This window comes from Marivita sp., assembly GCF_022763305.1.
GTDB lineage: Bacteria > Pseudomonadota > Alphaproteobacteria > Rhodobacterales > Rhodobacteraceae > Marivita.
Genome location: NZ_JALEGT010000010.1, coordinates 94199 through 111379 on the forward strand (window position 1 = coordinate 94199; position 17181 = coordinate 111379).

A 17181-nucleotide genomic window follows, 5' to 3' on the forward strand; every position below is an offset into this window, starting at 1 on the left:
ATGACCCTCGCGATGCGCCCTCCCGCTTCGGCCTGTCCTGCCTGTTCCGCCGCCCCTGCGGCCGAGGCGCTGGCAGACGCGGCCCTTCCCAAGGACGTGAACATCGTCCTGTCCCTGCCGTCGATCCATTGCGCCGCCTGCATTTCCGGGGTGGAGCGGATTCTTGGCGCGACCGAAGGTGTCACGGGCGCGCGCGTAAACCTAACCCTCAAACGGGCGCAGATCGAGGCGGCCTCCGACGTCACGGCGGACGATCTGATCGGGGTGTTGGAGCGTGCCGGTTACGAGGCGCATGAGCTGGACAGCACGGCCTTGCGCGCGACGGACACGGACAAGGCGGGGCGCGATCTTCTGATGCGTCTGGCCGTGTCCGGCTTTGCAGCGATGAACATCATGCTCTTGTCCGTGGCAGTCTGGTCTGGCGCCGATGGCCCAACACGGGACATGTTCCACTGGATTTCCGCAGCCATCGCGCTGCCGACCATCGCGTTTTCCGCGCAGCCGTTTTTCAAACACGCATGGACCGCGCTTAGGGCAGGGCGGCTCAACATGGATGTGCCGATTTCGCTGGCGATTGCGCTGGCGGTGGCCACCTCGCTTTGGGAAACCTCGCTGTCGGGCGAACACGCCTATTTCGACGCCGCGATCACGCTGACCTTTTTCCTTTTGGCAGGTCGGTATCTGGATCACCGCACCCGCGCCGCCGCGCGATCTGCGGCCGAGGAACTGGCCGCTCTGGAAGTGCCGCGCGTCTGGCGCGTGACGGAGGCTGGCGAAGAGCAAGTCCCGATGGCCGAGCTTCTGGTCGGCGACCTGATCCGCGTGCGCCCCGGCGGGCGCATGCCTGTGGACGGAGAGATCGTCGAGGGTCAGTCGGAACTGGATCGCTCGCTTTTGACCGGCGAAACCCGTCCCATCTATGCCGGGGTAGGTTCGACCGTCAGCGCGGGCGAGGTCAACCTGACCGGCCCCCTGACGATCCGGGCCAGCGCCGTGGGACGCGATACTTCGCTGCATCGCATGGCCGATCTGGTCGCCATCGCGGAATCCGGTCGCTCGCGCTATACGTCGCTCGCCGACAAGGCCGCCAAGCTTTACGCGCCGGGGGTGCATATCCTGTCGGCGCTCGCCTTTGCGGGCTGGTACATTTACACCTTCGATCTGCGCACCGCGCTTAACATCGCGGCGGCGGTGCTCATCATCACGTGCCCTTGTGCGCTGGGCCTTGCCGTGCCAGCCGTGACCACGGCGGCATCGGGCCGTCTGTTCCGCAAGGGGTTGCTGATCAAGGACGCAACTGCGCTGGAGCGTATGGCGCAAGTCGACACCGTGGTCTTCGACAAGACCGGCACCTTGACCGCCGGCACACCCGAAGTGGTCAATCTAGGCGATCACTCGCGCCGCGACCTGGGCATCGCGCTGGCACTGGCGGAAGGGTCATCGCACCCGTTGTCGCAATCTCTGGCCAAAGCCATTCAGGCGGCGGGCATCGCACCGGCCAAGGTGACGGGCCTGACTGAAATTCCCGGCCACGGCACCGAAGGCACATGGATGGGCCAGACCGTGCGTCTGGGCCGCTCGGCCTGGGTGGGTGGTGGCGACAGTCCGGAAACCTGTGCCTGGCTGCGCGTCGGAGAGACGGTGGCTGATCCGTTCCGCTTTGCCGACCAGATTCGCGATGGGGCAGAGGCCCTTGTCAGCCAGCTCAAGGAGAAAGGCTACGAGGTGATCCTGATGTCCGGTGACACGACCCCGGCGGTCGAGGCATTCGCTGCGCGGATCGGTATCGACAAATGGATCGCGGAGGCTCTGCCGCAGGATAAGGCGGCGCGCATTGACCAGCTGACGCAAAGCGGCAAGCACGTGTTGATGGTCGGAGACGGCCTGAACGACACCGCCGCGCTGGCTGGCGCTCATGCGTCGATCTCGCCGGCCTCTGCGCTCGATGCAGCGCGGGTTGCGTCGGACGTGGTGCTGCTGGGCAAATCGCTCGATCCGATTGCGGATGCGCTGTCCACGTCGCGTGTTGCGATCAAACGCATCCGTCAGAACTTCAGCATCGCGACATGGTACAACATCATCGCGGTTCCGCTTGCTGTGGCGGGCCTGTGCTCACCGCTGATCGCCGCATTGGCGATGTCCACGTCTTCGATTACGGTGTCGCTGAACGCGTTGCGCCTCAAATGAACCGGAGCTGACGATGAATGTGCTTGCCTACCTGATCCCGGTCTCGCTGATCCTTGGCGGGATCGGACTCGTGGCATTTGTGTTCACGGTCCGGTCAAAGCAATACGAAGACCCGGATGGCGCGGCGCAGCGTATCCTGTCGGACGATTACGACGATCACCCCAAGCCCTGAAGACCGGGCTCAGCTTGGCCCGATCATGAAGCATGTGACCTGACGCGCCTGCAGCCTGCGGCAGGCGAGGTCGGCGGCTTCGCGGGTCAGGCCCATGAAATTCGCATCAAAGCCGCGCGCGCCGTTCACCACCTTGCGCAGCGATCCATCCAGCGTCGCCATTTCCGCCAAAGCCGTTGTCAGCAGGGCTTTTTCGGCAGCATAGCGGCTTGGGTAGCGACCGACATTGATGCCCCAATGACGCCCCCCCGATGTAGAGATGCGGGTGACCACCTCGGCTTCACGCGGCTCGACCGGTTGGGCCTGTGCCGCTTGTTGTGCAGTGGCCGACGCAAGAACCAGCGTGCGTGGGCGGACGACGGGTTTGACGGATGCGGCGGGCGCAGCTTCCTGATCGGAGATGGCCGCCTCTACCGTGGCTGCGGACACCGGTGCCGCCATGGCCACTTGGGCCGAGGTCGCTGTCACCTCGCGCACTTCTGCGGTCTGCACTTCCTCAAGGACCGATTGGATGTCCTGCTTCAGCTCAGCCACCAGCGCATCCGGTAGTACCGGCTCTGCCACCGGCCGCGCAACCGGGCGCAGGCTGGTCTTGACCGATGCGGCCACGACGCGAATGGACTTGGCGCGCGTGTTGGTCGACGGCGTCTGGCTGCGCGCTATGACAACCTCTTCCGTGGCCCCGGTGATGGGGCCGAGATAAGGCGGCTTGCGCGGTGTGCGCAGCGCCATCCGGCTGGGTGCCTTGCTGAAGCCGAGGTCCATGAGCTTGGCCACCTGCGCGTTGCGCGACGCCGTGGAATTGCCGCCGAACACGGTGACGATGATCCGCTCGCTTCCACGTTCGGCAGAGGCGACAAGGTTGAAACCGGCTGCGCGGGTGTAGCCCGTCTTGATCCCGTCGGCGCCCTTGTAGGCGTCAAGGAAGCGCCGGTTGGTGTTCGCAACGGCCTTGATCCCGGCATCGGTGCTGCGGCGCGAGAAGAGGTTGTAGTATTGCGGATAATCGTAAAGCAGGTGACGCCCGAGGATTGTCATGTCCCGCGCGGTGGACATGTGCCCGGATTCCGTCAGACCATGCGCGTTCTTGAAATTCGTTCGGGTCATGCCGAGCGCCTTGGCCGTGCGGTTCATCCGCCGTGCAAAGGCAGCTTCGGACCCGGCGATTGCCTCGCCCAACGCCGTTGCGGCGTCATTTGCGGATTTCACGGCAGCGGCGCGCACGAGGTAGCGCAGCTGGATCGTCGATCCGGATCGCAGCCCCAGCTTCGAGGGCGGTTCCGACGCGGCTTTGGAGGAGATGCGGACGGGGGTGTCCATGCTGATCTCGCCGTTCTGCACCGCCTCGAACACGACATAAAGCGTCATCATCTTGGTAAGAGAGGCGGGATGCAGCGGAGTGTCGGCGTTTTCGGAATGGATCACTTCGCCATTTCGCGCGTCCATCACCATAGCGGCGTAGGGTGCTGCCATAGCGCTGATGGGCACGAGAACCGCCAACCAGATTGCTGTGATCACATACAGGCCAATACGGCCCGGCTTTCTCCGCCGTCCTGTCACGATATCCGCCTTATCTGCCTCAAACCGCCGGATTTTTCCGGTCGGCATCATTATTGTCTACGACAGTACCACATGCGAATTGGCCGATAAAGGCCTTATTTTTATATCTTTTTTCCCTGATTGGTCAGGCGAGGCCCCAAGATGTTGGGGGCATTTCGGATTGGACGACTAGGTCAGCCATTGTGGCAAGATTGTGGCAAACGGTGTCAGCCGATTTCCGCCACAAGCGGGGGCAAATCACTCAGATCGTCGATCCGGTGAAACCGGGGGTTGTCCGGCGGATCGGCCTTCTCCAGGTCCCATTCGAGGTCATGCGGCACGAACACGCCCCAGCTTCCGGCAGCAACCGCCGGAACCACATCGGACTTCATCGAATTGCCCACCATCATCGCCGCCTCGACACCTCCGGCCTGCCGACCAAACACATCGCGATAGGTGTCTGCCGACTTGTCCGACACGATGGCGACATCATCGAACAGTTCGCCCAGACCGGATTGAGCCAGCTTGCGCTCCTGGTGGAGAAGGTCGCCCTTGGTGATCAGGACAAGGCGATGGGTCTGTGCCAAGGTCTCGACGGTGGACTGAACATGCGGCAGCAATTCCACCGGGTGCGCCAGCATGTCCTGCCCGGCTTCAAGAATGTCGCGGATGACATGCCCGGGAACCGCCCCGTCCGTCACCTCGACGGCGGTCTCGATCATCGACAGCACAAAGCCTTTCACGCCGAACCCGTAGTGCCCGATGTTCCGCCGCTCTGCCGCGATCAGCCGTTCATGCAGGTGCGCCGCGTCGGTGTGATCGGCCAGAAGTGCTTCGAACCGGTCCTGTGTCAGCCGGAAAAAGCGCTCGTTGTGCCACAGCGTGTCGTCCGCATCGAAACCAATTGTTTGCAGCTTTCGTGTCATCGCGGCACATGCGCCTCTTTTCTCGCAGTCAGGACAGGTTATATAGAGCCATCAAGGATATGGAACCCGAGGTCCAGACCCACGCATGAGACAACTTTCGTCCAGCAACCAGTCGTCCCGCCCCATGGCCGGACCGCCGTCGAACGAGGACAACGAGACCGGTGTCGTCGTCCAGACGCGTGCCAAGACGAAACGCCCGCCGCTCTACAAGGTCATGCTGCTCAACGACGATTACACGCCGATGGAATTCGTCGTGCATGTGCTCGAGCGTTTCTTTGGCATGACCCATGCCCAAGCCTTTGAAATCATGTTGACCGTGCACAAGAAAGGTGTCGCGGTTGTGGGTGTGTTCAGCCACGAGATCGCGGAAACCAAGGTAGGGCAGGTGATGGATTTCGCCCGCCGCCATCAGCATCCGCTGCAATGCACCATGGAAAAGGAATAGCCGGGGTTCGCCCCCGGATCGCCCATGACATTTGCCAGATTAGCCCACGCGGTCGAGACCGGCGCCCTGACCTTGCCGGACGATCTGCGTCTGGTGTGTCTCGAACCGAATCCCGATGCCGACCCGGGTATGCTTCCGGTCCGGGACATCACCGTCCAGCAGACCTTCAAACCCGCATTCGATCATTTCGAGTCTCTTGGCCTGACCGTCACGACCGAGGCGACAGGGGCTGCGGATGTCGTTCATGTGACCCTGCCCCGCAGCAGAGAACTGGCGCGTGGTCTCATCGCGCAGGCCGAGCGGCTGGCGGAAGGGGGCCTCGTGATCGTCGATGGCGCCAAGACCGACGGGATCGACGCGATCCTGAAATTCGCGAAGAGCCGCGTCGCCATCGAAGGCCAGATGTCCAAGGCGCATGGCAAGATTTTCTGGTTCTCTGCAGCAGATGCCTTTCGGGACTGTGCCTTGCCCGTTCCGGCTCCTGTGTTGGATGGCTGGATCACGCAGCCGGGTGTGTTCTCGGCCGATGGTCCGGATGCAGGGTCCGAGGCGCTTGTGGCCGTTCTGCCGAAAACGCTCAAGGGGCGCGGCGCGGATCTGGGCGGCGGCTGGGGGTATCTCACCCGTCATCTGCGGGACCTGTCCGGCGTCACCCATGTCGATCTGGTCGAGGCGGACAGGCGCGCGCTGACCTGCGCGCGGCTGAACCTCGGCGAAGACCGCGTCAGCCTTCATTGGGCGGATGCAACGACCTGGGGCACCCCGGCCAGCCTCGACTGGGTTGTGATGAACCCGCCCTTCCACACAAGCCGGACACCTGACGCGTCGCTGGGGCAGGACTTCATCCGGTCTGCCGCGCGTCTGCTCAGGCCAAAGGGCTCGCTGGTGATGGTCGCGAACCGGCACTTGCCTTACGAAACCACGCTGGCCAGCGCGTTTCAGCAGGTGCAGGAACTGGACGGCGACACCCGCTTCAAGGTACTTCAGGCAGACGCGCCGATCACCTCTGACAAAAAGACCCGCGTGAAACGACGCTGAGGGAGACCCGGAATGTCATTCTCCATCGAAGGCAAGACAGCCATCGTCACCGGTGCCGCCAACGGGGTCGGACTGGCCATTGCCCGCCATTTCGTCGATCAGGGGGCGAATGTCATGTTCGCCGATATGGACGAGGCCCGACTGTCGCATGAATGCGGTGCCATCGTCGAGGAAGACGGCAACATTCGCTATTTCGCAGGCGATCTGCGAGAACGGCTGACGCTGGCGAACCTGCTGTCCGCCACGATCGACGCCTTCGATCGCGTCGACATCCTCGTGAATGGCAGCCGGCAGGTGTTGCCCTCCGATCCGCTCGATCTGGACGATGGTACACTGGAAGCGTTGATGATGCAGAACGTCACCAACACATTCCGCCTGTCGCAGATGGTGGCCAAGCGGATGATCAAACAGGCCGCCGACAAGCAAGACGGACAGGCAGGCGCCATCGTGAACCTGTCCTCGATTGCGTCCCGACGCACGCAGCCCGAATTGCTGGGCTTCTCGGTGTCGATGGCGGCGTTGGATCAACTCACGCGCTCGCTGGCCGTCTCGCTGGCCGAACACCGCATTCGGGTCAATTCGGTCGCTCTTGGGTCAGTCATGTCGGCAAGCCTTTCGCAGGCGCTCAAGGAACATGACGACTACCGCAAGGAGATCGAAGGCCACACGCCGCTTGCCCGTATCGCAAGCCCGGCAGAGCTCACTCAGGCGGTACAGTTTCTAGCGTCTGAGAGCGCGGGCTTCATCACCGGTCAAATCATGACCGTGGATGGCGGACGCACCCTGATCGACCCGGTGGGCGCCCCGGCGCACTGACCGATTTCGCCGCACCGACACAAAGGTCGAGTGGCTTGTGCTTCTCGTATGGCGCTGTACTGTCCTGTCAGAAATATGGGACAGTGATATGACGGAAAATTTTGACACCGAAAAAGCGCGCGCAGCTGCCTGGTTCCGGGAGTTGCGCGACCAGATCGTGGCAGCGTTCGAAGGGCTTGAAGACAGCCACGACACCGGACCGCTGAGCGATGCGGCTCCGGGGCGCTTTGACGTGACCGAGACAAAGCGTACATCGGATGACGGTTCTGATGCCGGCGGCGGTTTGATGAGCGTGATGCGCGGCGGTCGGGTGTTCGAGAAGATCGGAGTCAATGTCTCCACCGTCTATGGCACTCTGGGCGAACGGGCGCAGCACGCGATGGCGGCGCGCAAGGGCATTCCCGGGATGAAGGACGATCCGCGCTTCTGGGCCTCGGGCATCAGCCTCGTTGCCCATATGCAGAACCCCCATTGCCCTGCCGTACATATGAATACGCGGATGTTCTGGACGCCCCATGCCTGGTGGTTCGGCGGCGGTTCCGACCTCAACCCCTGCATCGAATATGCCGAGGACACGCAGCATTTCCACGACACGCAGAAACAGCATCTCGATCCGCACGGAAAGGCGCATTATCCGCGCCTCAAGGAATGGGCGGACGAGTATTTCTACGTGCCGCATCGCGGCCGGGCGCGCGGCGTTGGCGGGATCTTCATGGACGACCACAACACCGGCGATTGGGAACAAGACTTCTCCCTGACGCAGGACATCGGCCGCGCCTTCCTGCCCGCCTTTGTGCCGCTTGTGGAAAAGCGCCGCGTGCAGGATTGGTCTGACGCGGACAAGGATGCCCAGCTTGTGCATCGCGGGCTCTATGCCGAATACAATCTCGTCTACGATAGGGGCACGAAATTCGGGCTTGAAACCGGGCACGACGCAAACGCCGTTCTGATGAGCCTCCCGCCGCTGGCGAAGTGGGTCTGAGGATCAGGCGTCGCGCCATGTCCCCGGCGCGATGCCGTCCAGTGACCATTCGCCAACGGACCACCGCACCAGCCGCAGGCAGGGCAGTCCGACATGCGCCGTCATCCGGCGCACCTGCCGGTTGCGGCCTTCGGTGATGGTCAGCCTCAGCCACGCATCCGGCACGGTCTTGCGGTAGCGGACGGGCGGGTCTCGTTCCCACAGGTCTGGCGGCGCGATCAGCTCAACCTGTGCCGGTCGGGTTGGGCCATCCTTGAGAACAACGCCTGCGCGCAACTGCTCAAGCTGGCCCTCGGTCGGTGTGCCTTCGACCTGCGCGAGGTAGGTCTTGGGTGACCGGAACTTGGGATTGCTGATTTTGGCCTGCAATTTCCCATTGTCGGTCAGCACCATAAGCCCTTCGCTGTCGCGGTCCAGCCGTCCTGCGGGATAGACGCCGGGCACTGTGATGAACTCCGACAGGGTGCGCCGCGCCGTGCCTTCGGTGCCTTTGTCGGTGAACTGCGACAGCACATCGAAGGGCTTGTTGAACAGGATCACACGAGTCATGAGCCCGCTCCGCGTTTGGCGGCAAAGAAATCGACAAGGAGTGTTTCGGCTTCGGATGCGCTCACTCCATCATATATGTCGGGCACATGGTGGCACTGCGGATGCGAAAATACCCGCGCCCCATGCGCCACGCCGCCGGATTTGGTGTCCTGCGCCCCATAATAGAGCCGCCTGATCCGGGCATTCGCGATAGCACCCGCGCACATCGGGCAAGGCTCCAGCGTCACGTAGAGATCGTGATCGGTAAGCCGCTCCACCCCCAGAAGGGCGCAGGCATCGCGGATCGCCAGCATCTCGGCATGGGCGGTAGGGTCGTTCAATTCGCGTGTGCGATTTCCCGCCGCGGAAATCACCGTGCCGTCACCGGCAACGACGACGGCGCCCACGGGCACTTCCCCCCGGTCGGCAGCCTCGCGCGCCTGGTCCAGCGCCAGCGACATGTTGGATCGGAACATCATCCCTCCCACATAGACCGCGCAATCGGCTTTCCCAAGGGCCTGAATTGGACTAAGCCGCAAGGCATGACCCAGAACCCGCCCCCCGGTGATCGCATCGCCAAAGTCATTGCCCGCGCCGGGATCGCCAGCCGCCGCGAAGCCGAGCAACTGATCCTGCAGGGCCGCGTGTCCGTGAATGGCAAGGTCATCACCAGCCCAGCGCTGAACGTGACCGCGTCGGACAAGGTGGTGGTCAACGGCAAGGTGATCGGGACACCGGACGAGCCGCGTATGTGGCTCTATCACAAGCCTGTGGGCCTTGTGACCACAACCAAGGACGAGCAGGGCCGACCGACGATCTTCGACAACCTGCCCGAGGACATGCCGAGGGTCATGAGCGTCGGACGTCTGGACCTCAACTCCGAAGGTCTGCTTCTTCTGACCAATGACGGCGGAATCAAGCGCAAACTCGAACTGCCGTCGACCGGCTGGCTGCGCAAGTACCGTGTCCGCGTCAAGGGGCAGCCAAGCGATGCCATGCTCGAGCCGTTGCGCAAAGGCATGGTCATCGACGGAGAGCGTTTTCAGCCGATGATCGTGTCGCTGGACCGGCAGCAGGGCGCCAATGCCTGGTTGACCGTTGGCCTGCGCGAGGGCAAGAACCGCGAGATCCGGCGCGCGATGGCGGATATCGGTCTGACGGTGAACCGCCTGATCCGGATTTCCTACGGTCCCTTCCAGTTGGGACAGCTCAAATCGGGGGCCGTCGACGAGCTGCGCCGCAAGGTGGTCCGCGATCAGCTGGGTCTTGATCTGCCCAATGCTGAAGAATCAGGCAAGCCTCTGAAAACCAAGGGAAATGCGGTCAAGCGCAAGCCGCGCCCGAAACCGTCGGGCAAGACTCCCTGATCTTTCCCTTTTAACGCCCATTTTCCGCCCGTTTTCCTCGCGAAATACGGGTCATGTTGATCACGTTCATCACCTCTGCCGTGCTTGTGGTTTCCGTTCTGCTGGTTCTGTCGAACTTGGGGACGGTCGCCGATGACACGTCCAAGGCGCTCCGCGGTGCGGTGCAGCGCCTGCGCACAACCGGTGCAATGGCCTCATGGGTGGCGTTTGCGATCCTCTGGCTGACCATTTTTGCCTTGGGGCTGTTGTGATGCGGTCCCGGATCCAGAGCTTGATCGACCATCAGCGCAACGCGGCGCTGGGCCAGGTGGCTCCGGCCGAGGACGTGCCGGTTGGCTTCATGGTGCTGGCCACATGTCCGCTGATTCTCTGGTTGCTGGACGGTACGGTGGCGGGGTTTGCCTCGGCCATCCTGATCATCGCGCTGTTCGGTGTGGGACTGCTGTGTCTCTCAGTCGGGCAAAAGGCGCATATCGCCTACGATCTGGCCGAAGTCGCGCCGCGCCCCAAGATTCCCTTCAAGCTGATCGGCAGCAGCATCGTTGCCATGGTCGTGGGCCTTCTGGCCACCACGAAGATCGCGGTCCCTGCAGTGCCATTGGTGATTGCGCTCTCGACCTTCATCCTCTGTCTCATCTCTTTCGGTCTCGATCCGATGCGGGACAAGGGGATGGACAATCCGATCACGCGCCTGAGGATCATCAACACACATCTCTATCAGGAGTTCGATGACCGCTGCGAAGAACTGCTGCTTGCTCTGGCGCGTCTTCACGAGGATGACCTTTACGAACGCACACGGGTTGCGGTGAACACGATCATGGGTCTTCTGGGCACCATCGACGTGGCAACACCGACGCTGCAACGCATTGCGCCCTCCGTGACCAAGCTGATCGACAAGATGCAGGTCGAGGTGAACGCCCTGAGCGAAGCCCCGGATGGCAAGCTGACGCCGTTCCAGCGGCGCAAGTTTCTCATCAAGATCCAGACGCTTGTGGATACGTTCGAAACCCGCGCCCGGCAGCGTGGGATCGGCGAGGGGCGTGACAATTTCGAGCTCCAGACCGATCTTCTGTTCAACCGGATGAACCGCTACCACGCGGCATGAGCGGAACTGCGCCGACTTCCCCCTAGCAAGCCATAGGCACATCCCCTAAGTTGCGTTCAGGACTTGGGAAAGGGGATCTCATGACGGGTGCCGGCCTGAAAAAAGTCAGCTACGCCTTGCTGCTTGTCGTCTTGTTCGGGGTCGCCAGCGGCTGGCTCGGGGGACTGTAGCCATGGCCCAACGCTATGGCGGCAAGTACAGCCCCGACGCAAAAGGGTCATCGACGGCAAAAGACCGCGCATCGGGTTCCTTCCAGCGCGCCACGGTTGATCCGGTGGGCGCGCGGTCGAACATCCTTTTCATTCCTCCGATCATTCTGGCGTTCACGTCGATCAATGACGGGGCCTTGGGGTTGGGGCTCGGGCTTATTGGCGCCGGGGCCCTGTTGCTTGGCGCGTGGCTGCTGCGCGGTGGCTTGACGGCAGAGGCGGCCTATAACGCCCGCAAGGTGTCGCGCCGTCCCGCGTTTCCGCGCAAGATCGGGGCCGCCGTGCTGGCCGGCATTGGTACGGGGATCGCCGCCTTTGCGAATGAGCCGGGTCTGATCGCGCCCATCATCTATGGCACGGCGGCGACGGTCCTGCATCTGGGCGCGTTCGGCATCGATCCGATGCGCGACAAGGGCATGGAGGGGGTGGACACTTTCCAGCAAGATCGCGTGGCCCGTGCCATCGACGAGGCCGAGGCGCATCTGGCTGCAATGCGGGACGCCATCAAACGGTCCGGCGACCGTCAGATGATCGCCCGTGTCGAAAAGTTCGAACTGACGGCAAAGGACCTGTTCCGCACGGTCGAGGAAGACCCGCGCGACCTGACTGCTGCGCGCAAGTACCTGAGCGTCTACCTGATGGGGGCCCGCGATGCGACGATCAAGTTCGCCGATGTCTATGCCCGGACCGGCGACACGCAGGCACGTACCGATTTCGAAGCGTTACTGGATGATCTGGAACTGAATTTTTCGGCCCGCACCCGGAAGATGCTGATGGACGACCGATCTGATCTTACGGTCGAGATTGACGTCCTGCGCGATCGTCTGAAGCGGGAAGGCGTCCGAATTGATCGGGACGTGACATAGACTTGAACGAGTATTGCAGAGGGAAACCTGATGTCTGAAACAATCCGTGCCAAAGCCCAGGACACGCTGGCCCTGGTGGAAGAAGTGAACGCCGTGATCCTGCCGGAGCCCAAGGCGCCCGAAGCGATCGTGCCACTGGCCGAGGCCGATCCGGTCATCAGCGAGGAAATCCGCTCTCGCATGGCCGAAATCGACATGAGCGACACCCAGTCCATCGTGTCCTTCGGTTCGAACGCACAGGCCGAATTGCAGGAAATCTCGCAGGCGATGCTGGCCGATGTGCGCAACAAGGACGTGGGCCCGGCGGGCGACAGCCTGCGCGGCATCGTCAGCACGATTCGCGGATTTTCGGTGTCCGAACTGGATGTCCGCCGCGAGCGCAGCTGGTGGGAAAAGCTGCTGGGCCGGGCCGCGCCCTTTGCCAAATTCACCGCGCGTTTCGAAAAGGTGCAGGGGCAGATCGACAAGATCACCGACGACCTGCTCAAGCATGAACACACGCTGCTCAAGGACATCAAGTCGCTTGACCTGCTCTACGACAAGACCCTGCAGTTCTACGACGAACTGGCGCTTTATATCGCTGCGGGCGAGGAAAAGCTGCAGGAGCTCGACAGCCGCGACATCCCGGCCAAAGAAGCCGAGGTGCAGGCCGCGCCCGAAAACGACCAGGTGATGAAGGCGCAAGAGCTGCGCGACCTGCGCGCGGCGCGTGACGATCTGGAGCGTCGGGTGCATGACCTCAAGCTGACGCGCCAGGTCACGATGCAGTCGCTCCCGTCGATCCGCCTTGTTCAGGAAAACGACAAGTCCCTTGTCACGAAGATCAATTCGACCCTCGTCAACACCGTTCCGCTTTGGGAAACACAACTGGCGCAGGCCGTGACGATCCAGCGCTCGGCCGAAGCGGCGGCGGCGGTGCGGGATGCCAACGACCTGACCAACGAGCTCTTGACCGCCAACGCAAAGAACCTGCGTGAGAGCAACAAGATGATCCGCGAGGAAATGGAACGCGGTGTCTTCGACATCGAAGCCGTGAAACAGGCGAATGCCGATCTGATCGGCACCATCCAGGAAAGCCTGCAGATCGCAGACGAGGGCAAGGCCAAGCGCGCAGCCGCCGAGGCCGAGCTCAAGAAGATGGAAGCCGAATTGCGAGACACGCTTGCATCGGCCAAGGCACGCAAGGACGGGATCGGCGATACAACCGCCGCGTCCATGCCGGACCAGTAACCCGGTGCGGCGGCGTTGGTCTCATCTTCTGTGGTCCTGCGCCGCCCTCGCGGCCCTGTCCGCCTGCGATCCGTTCAGCACGGCCCCTGTGCGGACCGACACCAAGCCGCAGGCGCGTCCCGAGCGCCCGGTTCAGGTGGCTCTGCCCGATGCAAGAACGCCATCGCCAGAGGCGATGGACTTGCGTCGGTACTATGCCCGCGTTCAGGAAGACCTGCTGGCGCAGGGGCTTCTGCGGGTCGATGGCGGTGGCGTGGATACGCCGTTCACCGACCAGATGCTGGCGCGCAATTTCGAACGGATCGCGCTGGCCGAGGAATATACCCGTGGTGCGGGTTTGCAGCCGTCGAATGGCGCGCTCAGCGAAATCAAGAAATGGACCATCCCGGTCCGGGTCGGTGTGACCTTCGGCGAAAGCCTTCCCGCCGCCGATCAGGCCAGGGATCGCGAAGAACTGTCGCGTTACACGCGCCGGCTTGCGCGCGTGTCCGGACATCCGATCTCTCTTGTTTCCTCGCAACCGAATTTCCACGTTCTCATCATGGGCGAAGATGACAAGGATCAGCTGCGCGACACGCTGGATCGCATCGCGCCGGGGATGGAAGCGTCGAGTCGCGCCATTTTCCTCAACCTGCCGCGCTCGATCCATTGCCTTGTCGTCGCTTTTGCCGACAACGCCGCAAGCAGCGCCTATCGCCAGGCGGTGGCTTTGGTCCGTACGGAGCATCCGCAACTGACCCGCCGGGCCTGCATCCACGAGGAACTGGCGCAGGGCCTTGGCCTTGCCAATGACGATCAGAACGCGCGCCCCTCGATCTTCAACGATGACGAGGAATTCGCGCTGCTCACCTCTCATGACGAACTGCTTTTGAAAATTCTCTATGACCCCCGCCTGCGACCCGGCATGTCTGCCGAAGAGGCCCGCCCGATCGTGTGGAGCCTTGCACAAGAGCTGGTCGAAGGCGGCCCAAGCTGACTGAACGGAGACCCCGATGCCAATTTTCGATTTCCTGAGTGGCCAATTCATCGACGTCATCCACTGGACCGATGACACCCGCGATACGATGGTCTGGCGGTTCGAGCGCGAAGGCCACGAGATCAAGTACGGCGCCAAGCTGACCGTGCGGGAAGGGCAGGCAGCCGTCTTCGTGCATGAGGGACAGCTCGCGGACGTGTTCACGCCCGGGCTCTACATGCTCGAGACCAACAACATGCCGATCCTGACGACCTTGCAGCACTGGGATCACGGCTTCCGGTCGCCCTTTAAGTCCGAGGTCTATTTCGTCAACACCACCCGGTTTCAGGACCTCAAATGGGGCACCAAGAACCCGATCATCTGCCGTGATCCGGAATTCGGACCGGTGCGCCTGCGCGCCTTCGGCACCTATTCCGTGCGCGTCACCGATCCCGCGCGGTTTCTTGTCGAGATCGTGGGCACCGATGGTGAGTTCACGATGGATGAGATCAGCTACCAGATCCGCAATGTCATCGTTCAGGAATTTTCGCGCACCATTGCACGGGCCGGGATTCCGGTGCTCGACATGGCCGCGAACACCCGCGAACTGGGCACGTTGCTGGCCAAGGAAATCGCGCCGACCCTCGCGGATTACGGGCTGGAACTGCCCGAGCTTTATATCGAGAACATCTCGCTCCCGCCGGCGGTGGAAGACGTGCTGGACAAGCGCTCTTCCATGGGCGTGATCGGGAACTTGAATCAGTACATGCAGTTTCAGGCGGCCGAAGCGCTGGGCAAGGATGGGGCAGGGGCCGCTGCCATTCAGGCGGGACTGGGTGCCGGTTTGGGCATGCAGATCGGACAGGCCGCCGCACAGGCCGGCCCGTGGGGTGCTGCTCCGCAAGTGCAAAGCGCGGCTGTTCCCCCGGCTCGGCAGATGCCGCCGCCGCCACCGGTGGAGCATGTCTGGCACGTGGCCGAAAATGGTGAAACCAAGGGCCCCTTTTCGAAGGCGGCCATGGGCCGAATGGCCCGTGAAGGGGCGCTGACGCGCGAGAGCTATGTCTGGACGGCCGGGCAGGACGGCTGGAAAAGGGCAGAAGACGTGATGGAACTGGCCCAGCTCTTCACCGTTCTGCCGCCACCCCCGCCGGGCGCGTAATCCGATGCGGAGAGGGGAGCACACCACCCGACCGCGCGGGCAGGGTGTCTTTGGTTCGGACCGGAGCACGGTGCGTGCTCCTCGATCCGAACCATGAGAGTTGCGGTGCGGGACCTGTCAGGCTGCAGACAGCTTCCAGTTGGCAACGGCACTCTTCAGCGCGTTCGAAGCCGAATTGAATTCGGTGTCGAGCATCTCCAGCGCCGCGTTTTGCTGGCCTTGCGCCACCATGTCGGCGATGCGGCCGGCGCATTTGTGGAACGAGGCATGCAGTTCGATGGTCTCGCGCGCCTGCGGAAGATCGCGGACAGCGGCCGGAAGGCCGTCAAGCCAACGCCCGAAATCGCAGACATGACAATCGCCGGCCTTTTCAATCACATCCGAATGTTCGCCCTTCATGGCGGCCATCCGAAGGCGGAGCTTCCATGCACCATGGGCTCCGATGGCATCGGTCAATTTCGAGTAGAGGTCTGCGTTAGTCATGATAAATCCTTGTTGTCTGACGTACGCCCCTTGAACGACCTCGGCCGCCGTCGATTTAGGCACTGAGACAATATGGCATGACCGAAGCACATCACCGTTTTCCTTGCGATCAATGCGGCGCCGATCTGCGGTTCGATCCGGAGAGCAGCCAGATGCTTTGCGATCACTGCGGCGCGACCCATGATATTGCCGGCACCGGGCCATGGGCCGGTGGGGCCATCCGCGAAATCGACTTTCAGGTCGCGATCGCGGACCAATTGCCGTCACAGGACATGGAAGAGACCCGCGTCTCCAAATGTCCGAACTGCGCAGCCCAGGTGGAATTCGACCCAGGTGTGCACGCCGCAGAATGCCCATTCTGTGCAACGCCGGTTGTGGCCGACACCGGGGCCAATCGCCATATCAAGCCCAAGGGTTTGCTGCCCTTCGCTCTTGACGAGAAGGACGCGCGCAAGGCGATGACCGATTGGTTGGGGCGGCTCTGGTTCGCGCCCAACGGGTTGCAGGACTATACGCGCAAGGGCCGCAAGATGACTGGCATCTATGTGCCCTATTGGACGTTCGACGCGGATACCCGGTCCTCCTATCGGGGCGAGCAAGGGACCGTCTATCACGAAAACCGACGCGTCGTGCGCAACGGCAAGACAGAAACCATCCGTGTCGCCAAGGTGCGCTGGCGTCCGGCGTCGGGACAGGTCGCGCGCTTCTTCGACGATGTGCTGGTGCTGGCATCGCGCTCTTTGCCCAAACGCTATACCGATGCGCTGGAGCCCTGGGACCTTTCTGCCCTCGAGCCGTATCAGCCGGAATACCTGGCCGGGTTCCGGGCCGAGGCCTACGCGGTCGAACTCACCGAGGGCTACGAGGAGGCGCGCGCGCACATGGACCGCGTCATCCTGCGTGACGTGAAGTTCGACATCGGCGGCGATCGACAGCGGGTCGATCATATCGACACCCGAATCTCGGATGTCACCTTCAAGCACATCCTGCTGCCAGTCTGGCTTGCCGCCTACAAGTATCGCGGCAAGACCTATCGCTTCGTCGTCAACGGGCGCACCGGGGCAGTTCAAGGCGAACGGCCCTGGTCCGCCTGGAAGATCGCCTTTGCGGTTGTCTTGGGCCTGATCTTGGCTGCTGGCGTCGGCTATGTCGCTGCGATAAACCAGTAAGG

At 62.6% G+C, this 17181-nt stretch carries 19 protein-coding genes; 14 read left to right on the forward strand and 5 right to left on the reverse strand.

What is annotated here, in order from left to right; all coding sequences use genetic code 11:
• Positions 1-2187 carry a heavy metal translocating P-type ATPase gene (locus MRY75_RS01080; RefSeq protein WP_292305293.1) on the forward strand — a complete coding sequence of 729 codons (2187 nt, stop codon included), beginning with the start codon at positions 1-3 and terminating at the stop codon, positions 2185-2187.
• A gap of 13 nt (positions 2188-2200) precedes the next feature.
• Positions 2201-2359 (forward strand): cbb3-type cytochrome oxidase assembly protein CcoS, encoded by a 159-nt coding sequence (gene ccoS / locus MRY75_RS01085; RefSeq protein ID WP_292305294.1) that lies wholly within the window; start codon positions 2201-2203, stop codon positions 2357-2359.
• Between the two features lie 9 nt (positions 2360-2368).
• Here ccoS and MRY75_RS01090 read toward each other — a convergent pair whose 3' ends face one another.
• Both MRY75_RS01090 and MRY75_RS01095 read right to left on the reverse strand, forming a co-directional pair.
• The gene (locus tag MRY75_RS01090; protein ID WP_366934895.1) at positions 2369-3967 is read right to left on the reverse strand and encodes a serine hydrolase; all 1599 of its coding nucleotides are present in this window, start codon (positions 3965-3967) and stop codon (positions 2369-2371) included.
• 158 nt (positions 3968-4125) lie between these two features.
• Positions 4126-4824: an HAD family hydrolase gene (locus tag MRY75_RS01095; protein WP_292305296.1), complete on the reverse strand. Its 699-nt coding sequence runs from the start codon at positions 4822-4824 to the stop codon at positions 4126-4128.
• 124 nt (positions 4825-4948) lie between these two features.
• On the opposite strand from MRY75_RS01095, the gene clpS reads away from it, so the two are divergent.
• The 4 genes from clpS (at position 4949) to hemF (ending at position 8105) form a co-directional block, all read left to right on the forward strand.
• Complete coding sequence (gene clpS, locus MRY75_RS01100) at positions 4949-5269, forward strand: ATP-dependent Clp protease adapter ClpS (protein ID WP_292305346.1); 321 nt, start codon at positions 4949-4951, stop codon at positions 5267-5269.
• Between the two features lie 24 nt (positions 5270-5293).
• On the forward strand, positions 5294-6307 hold the full coding sequence (locus tag MRY75_RS01105) for a methyltransferase (protein WP_292305297.1): 1014 nt from the start codon (positions 5294-5296) through the stop codon (positions 6305-6307).
• A gap of 12 nt (positions 6308-6319) precedes the next feature.
• Complete coding sequence (locus MRY75_RS01110; protein WP_292305298.1) at positions 6320-7123, forward strand: SDR family oxidoreductase; 804 nt, start codon at positions 6320-6322, stop codon at positions 7121-7123.
• Positions 7124-7211: 88 nt separating this feature from the next.
• Complete coding sequence (hemF, locus tag MRY75_RS01115) at positions 7212-8105, forward strand: oxygen-dependent coproporphyrinogen oxidase (protein ID WP_292305299.1); 894 nt, start codon at positions 7212-7214, stop codon at positions 8103-8105.
• 3 nt (positions 8106-8108) lie between these two features.
• Here the strand turns inward: hemF and MRY75_RS01120 are convergent, their stop codons facing one another.
• On the reverse strand, positions 8109-8654 hold the full coding sequence (locus tag MRY75_RS01120) for a pseudouridine synthase (RefSeq protein ID WP_292305300.1): 546 nt from the start codon (positions 8652-8654) through the stop codon (positions 8109-8111).
• Entirely contained in the window at positions 8651-9112 is a 462-nt protein-coding gene (locus tag MRY75_RS01125) for a nucleoside deaminase (RefSeq protein ID WP_292305301.1), read from the reverse strand. Before MRY75_RS01125 ends, MRY75_RS01120 begins: the two co-directional genes overlap by 4 nt.
• Before the next feature lie 63 nt (positions 9113-9175).
• On the opposite strand from MRY75_RS01125, the gene MRY75_RS01130 reads away from it, so the two are divergent.
• The 7 genes from MRY75_RS01130 (at position 9176) to MRY75_RS01160 (ending at position 15527) form a co-directional block, all read left to right on the forward strand.
• Positions 9176-10000, forward strand: coding sequence for a pseudouridine synthase (locus MRY75_RS01130; protein ID WP_292305302.1), 825 nt, complete (start codon positions 9176-9178; stop codon positions 9998-10000).
• Between the two features lie 53 nt (positions 10001-10053).
• Entirely contained in the window at positions 10054-10251 is a 198-nt protein-coding gene (locus MRY75_RS01135) for a hypothetical protein (protein WP_292305303.1), read from the forward strand.
• Complete coding sequence (locus MRY75_RS01140; RefSeq protein WP_292305304.1) at positions 10251-11105, forward strand: hypothetical protein; 855 nt, start codon at positions 10251-10253, stop codon at positions 11103-11105. Before MRY75_RS01135 ends, MRY75_RS01140 begins: the two co-directional genes overlap by 1 nt.
• Positions 11106-11277: 172 nt before the next feature.
• Entirely contained in the window at positions 11278-12180 is a 903-nt protein-coding gene (locus MRY75_RS01145) for a 5-bromo-4-chloroindolyl phosphate hydrolysis family protein (protein ID WP_292305305.1), read from the forward strand.
• Positions 12181-12210: 30 nt separating this feature from the next.
• Entirely contained in the window at positions 12211-13410 is a 1200-nt protein-coding gene (locus MRY75_RS01150; RefSeq protein ID WP_292305306.1) for a toxic anion resistance protein, read from the forward strand.
• Between the two features lie 4 nt (positions 13411-13414).
• A complete protein-coding gene (locus MRY75_RS01155; protein ID WP_292305307.1) occupies positions 13415-14386 on the forward strand; it encodes a DUF2927 domain-containing protein in 972 nt (323 codons plus the stop codon).
• Positions 14387-14402: 16 nt separating this feature from the next.
• Positions 14403-15527, forward strand: coding sequence for an SPFH domain-containing protein (locus MRY75_RS01160; protein ID WP_292305308.1), 1125 nt, complete (start codon positions 14403-14405; stop codon positions 15525-15527).
• A 117-nt stretch (positions 15528-15644) separates the two neighbouring features.
• Here MRY75_RS01160 and MRY75_RS01165 read toward each other — a convergent pair whose 3' ends face one another.
• Positions 15645-16010 (reverse strand): CZB domain-containing protein, encoded by a 366-nt coding sequence (locus MRY75_RS01165; RefSeq protein WP_292305309.1) that lies wholly within the window; start codon positions 16008-16010, stop codon positions 15645-15647.
• Positions 16011-16087: 77 nt separating this feature from the next.
• Between MRY75_RS01165 and MRY75_RS01170 the strand changes: the two genes are divergently transcribed.
• A complete protein-coding gene (locus tag MRY75_RS01170) occupies positions 16088-17179 on the forward strand; it encodes a TFIIB-type zinc finger domain-containing protein (RefSeq protein WP_292305310.1) in 1092 nt (363 codons plus the stop codon).
• The last annotated feature ends 2 nt before the right edge of the window (positions 17180-17181 follow it).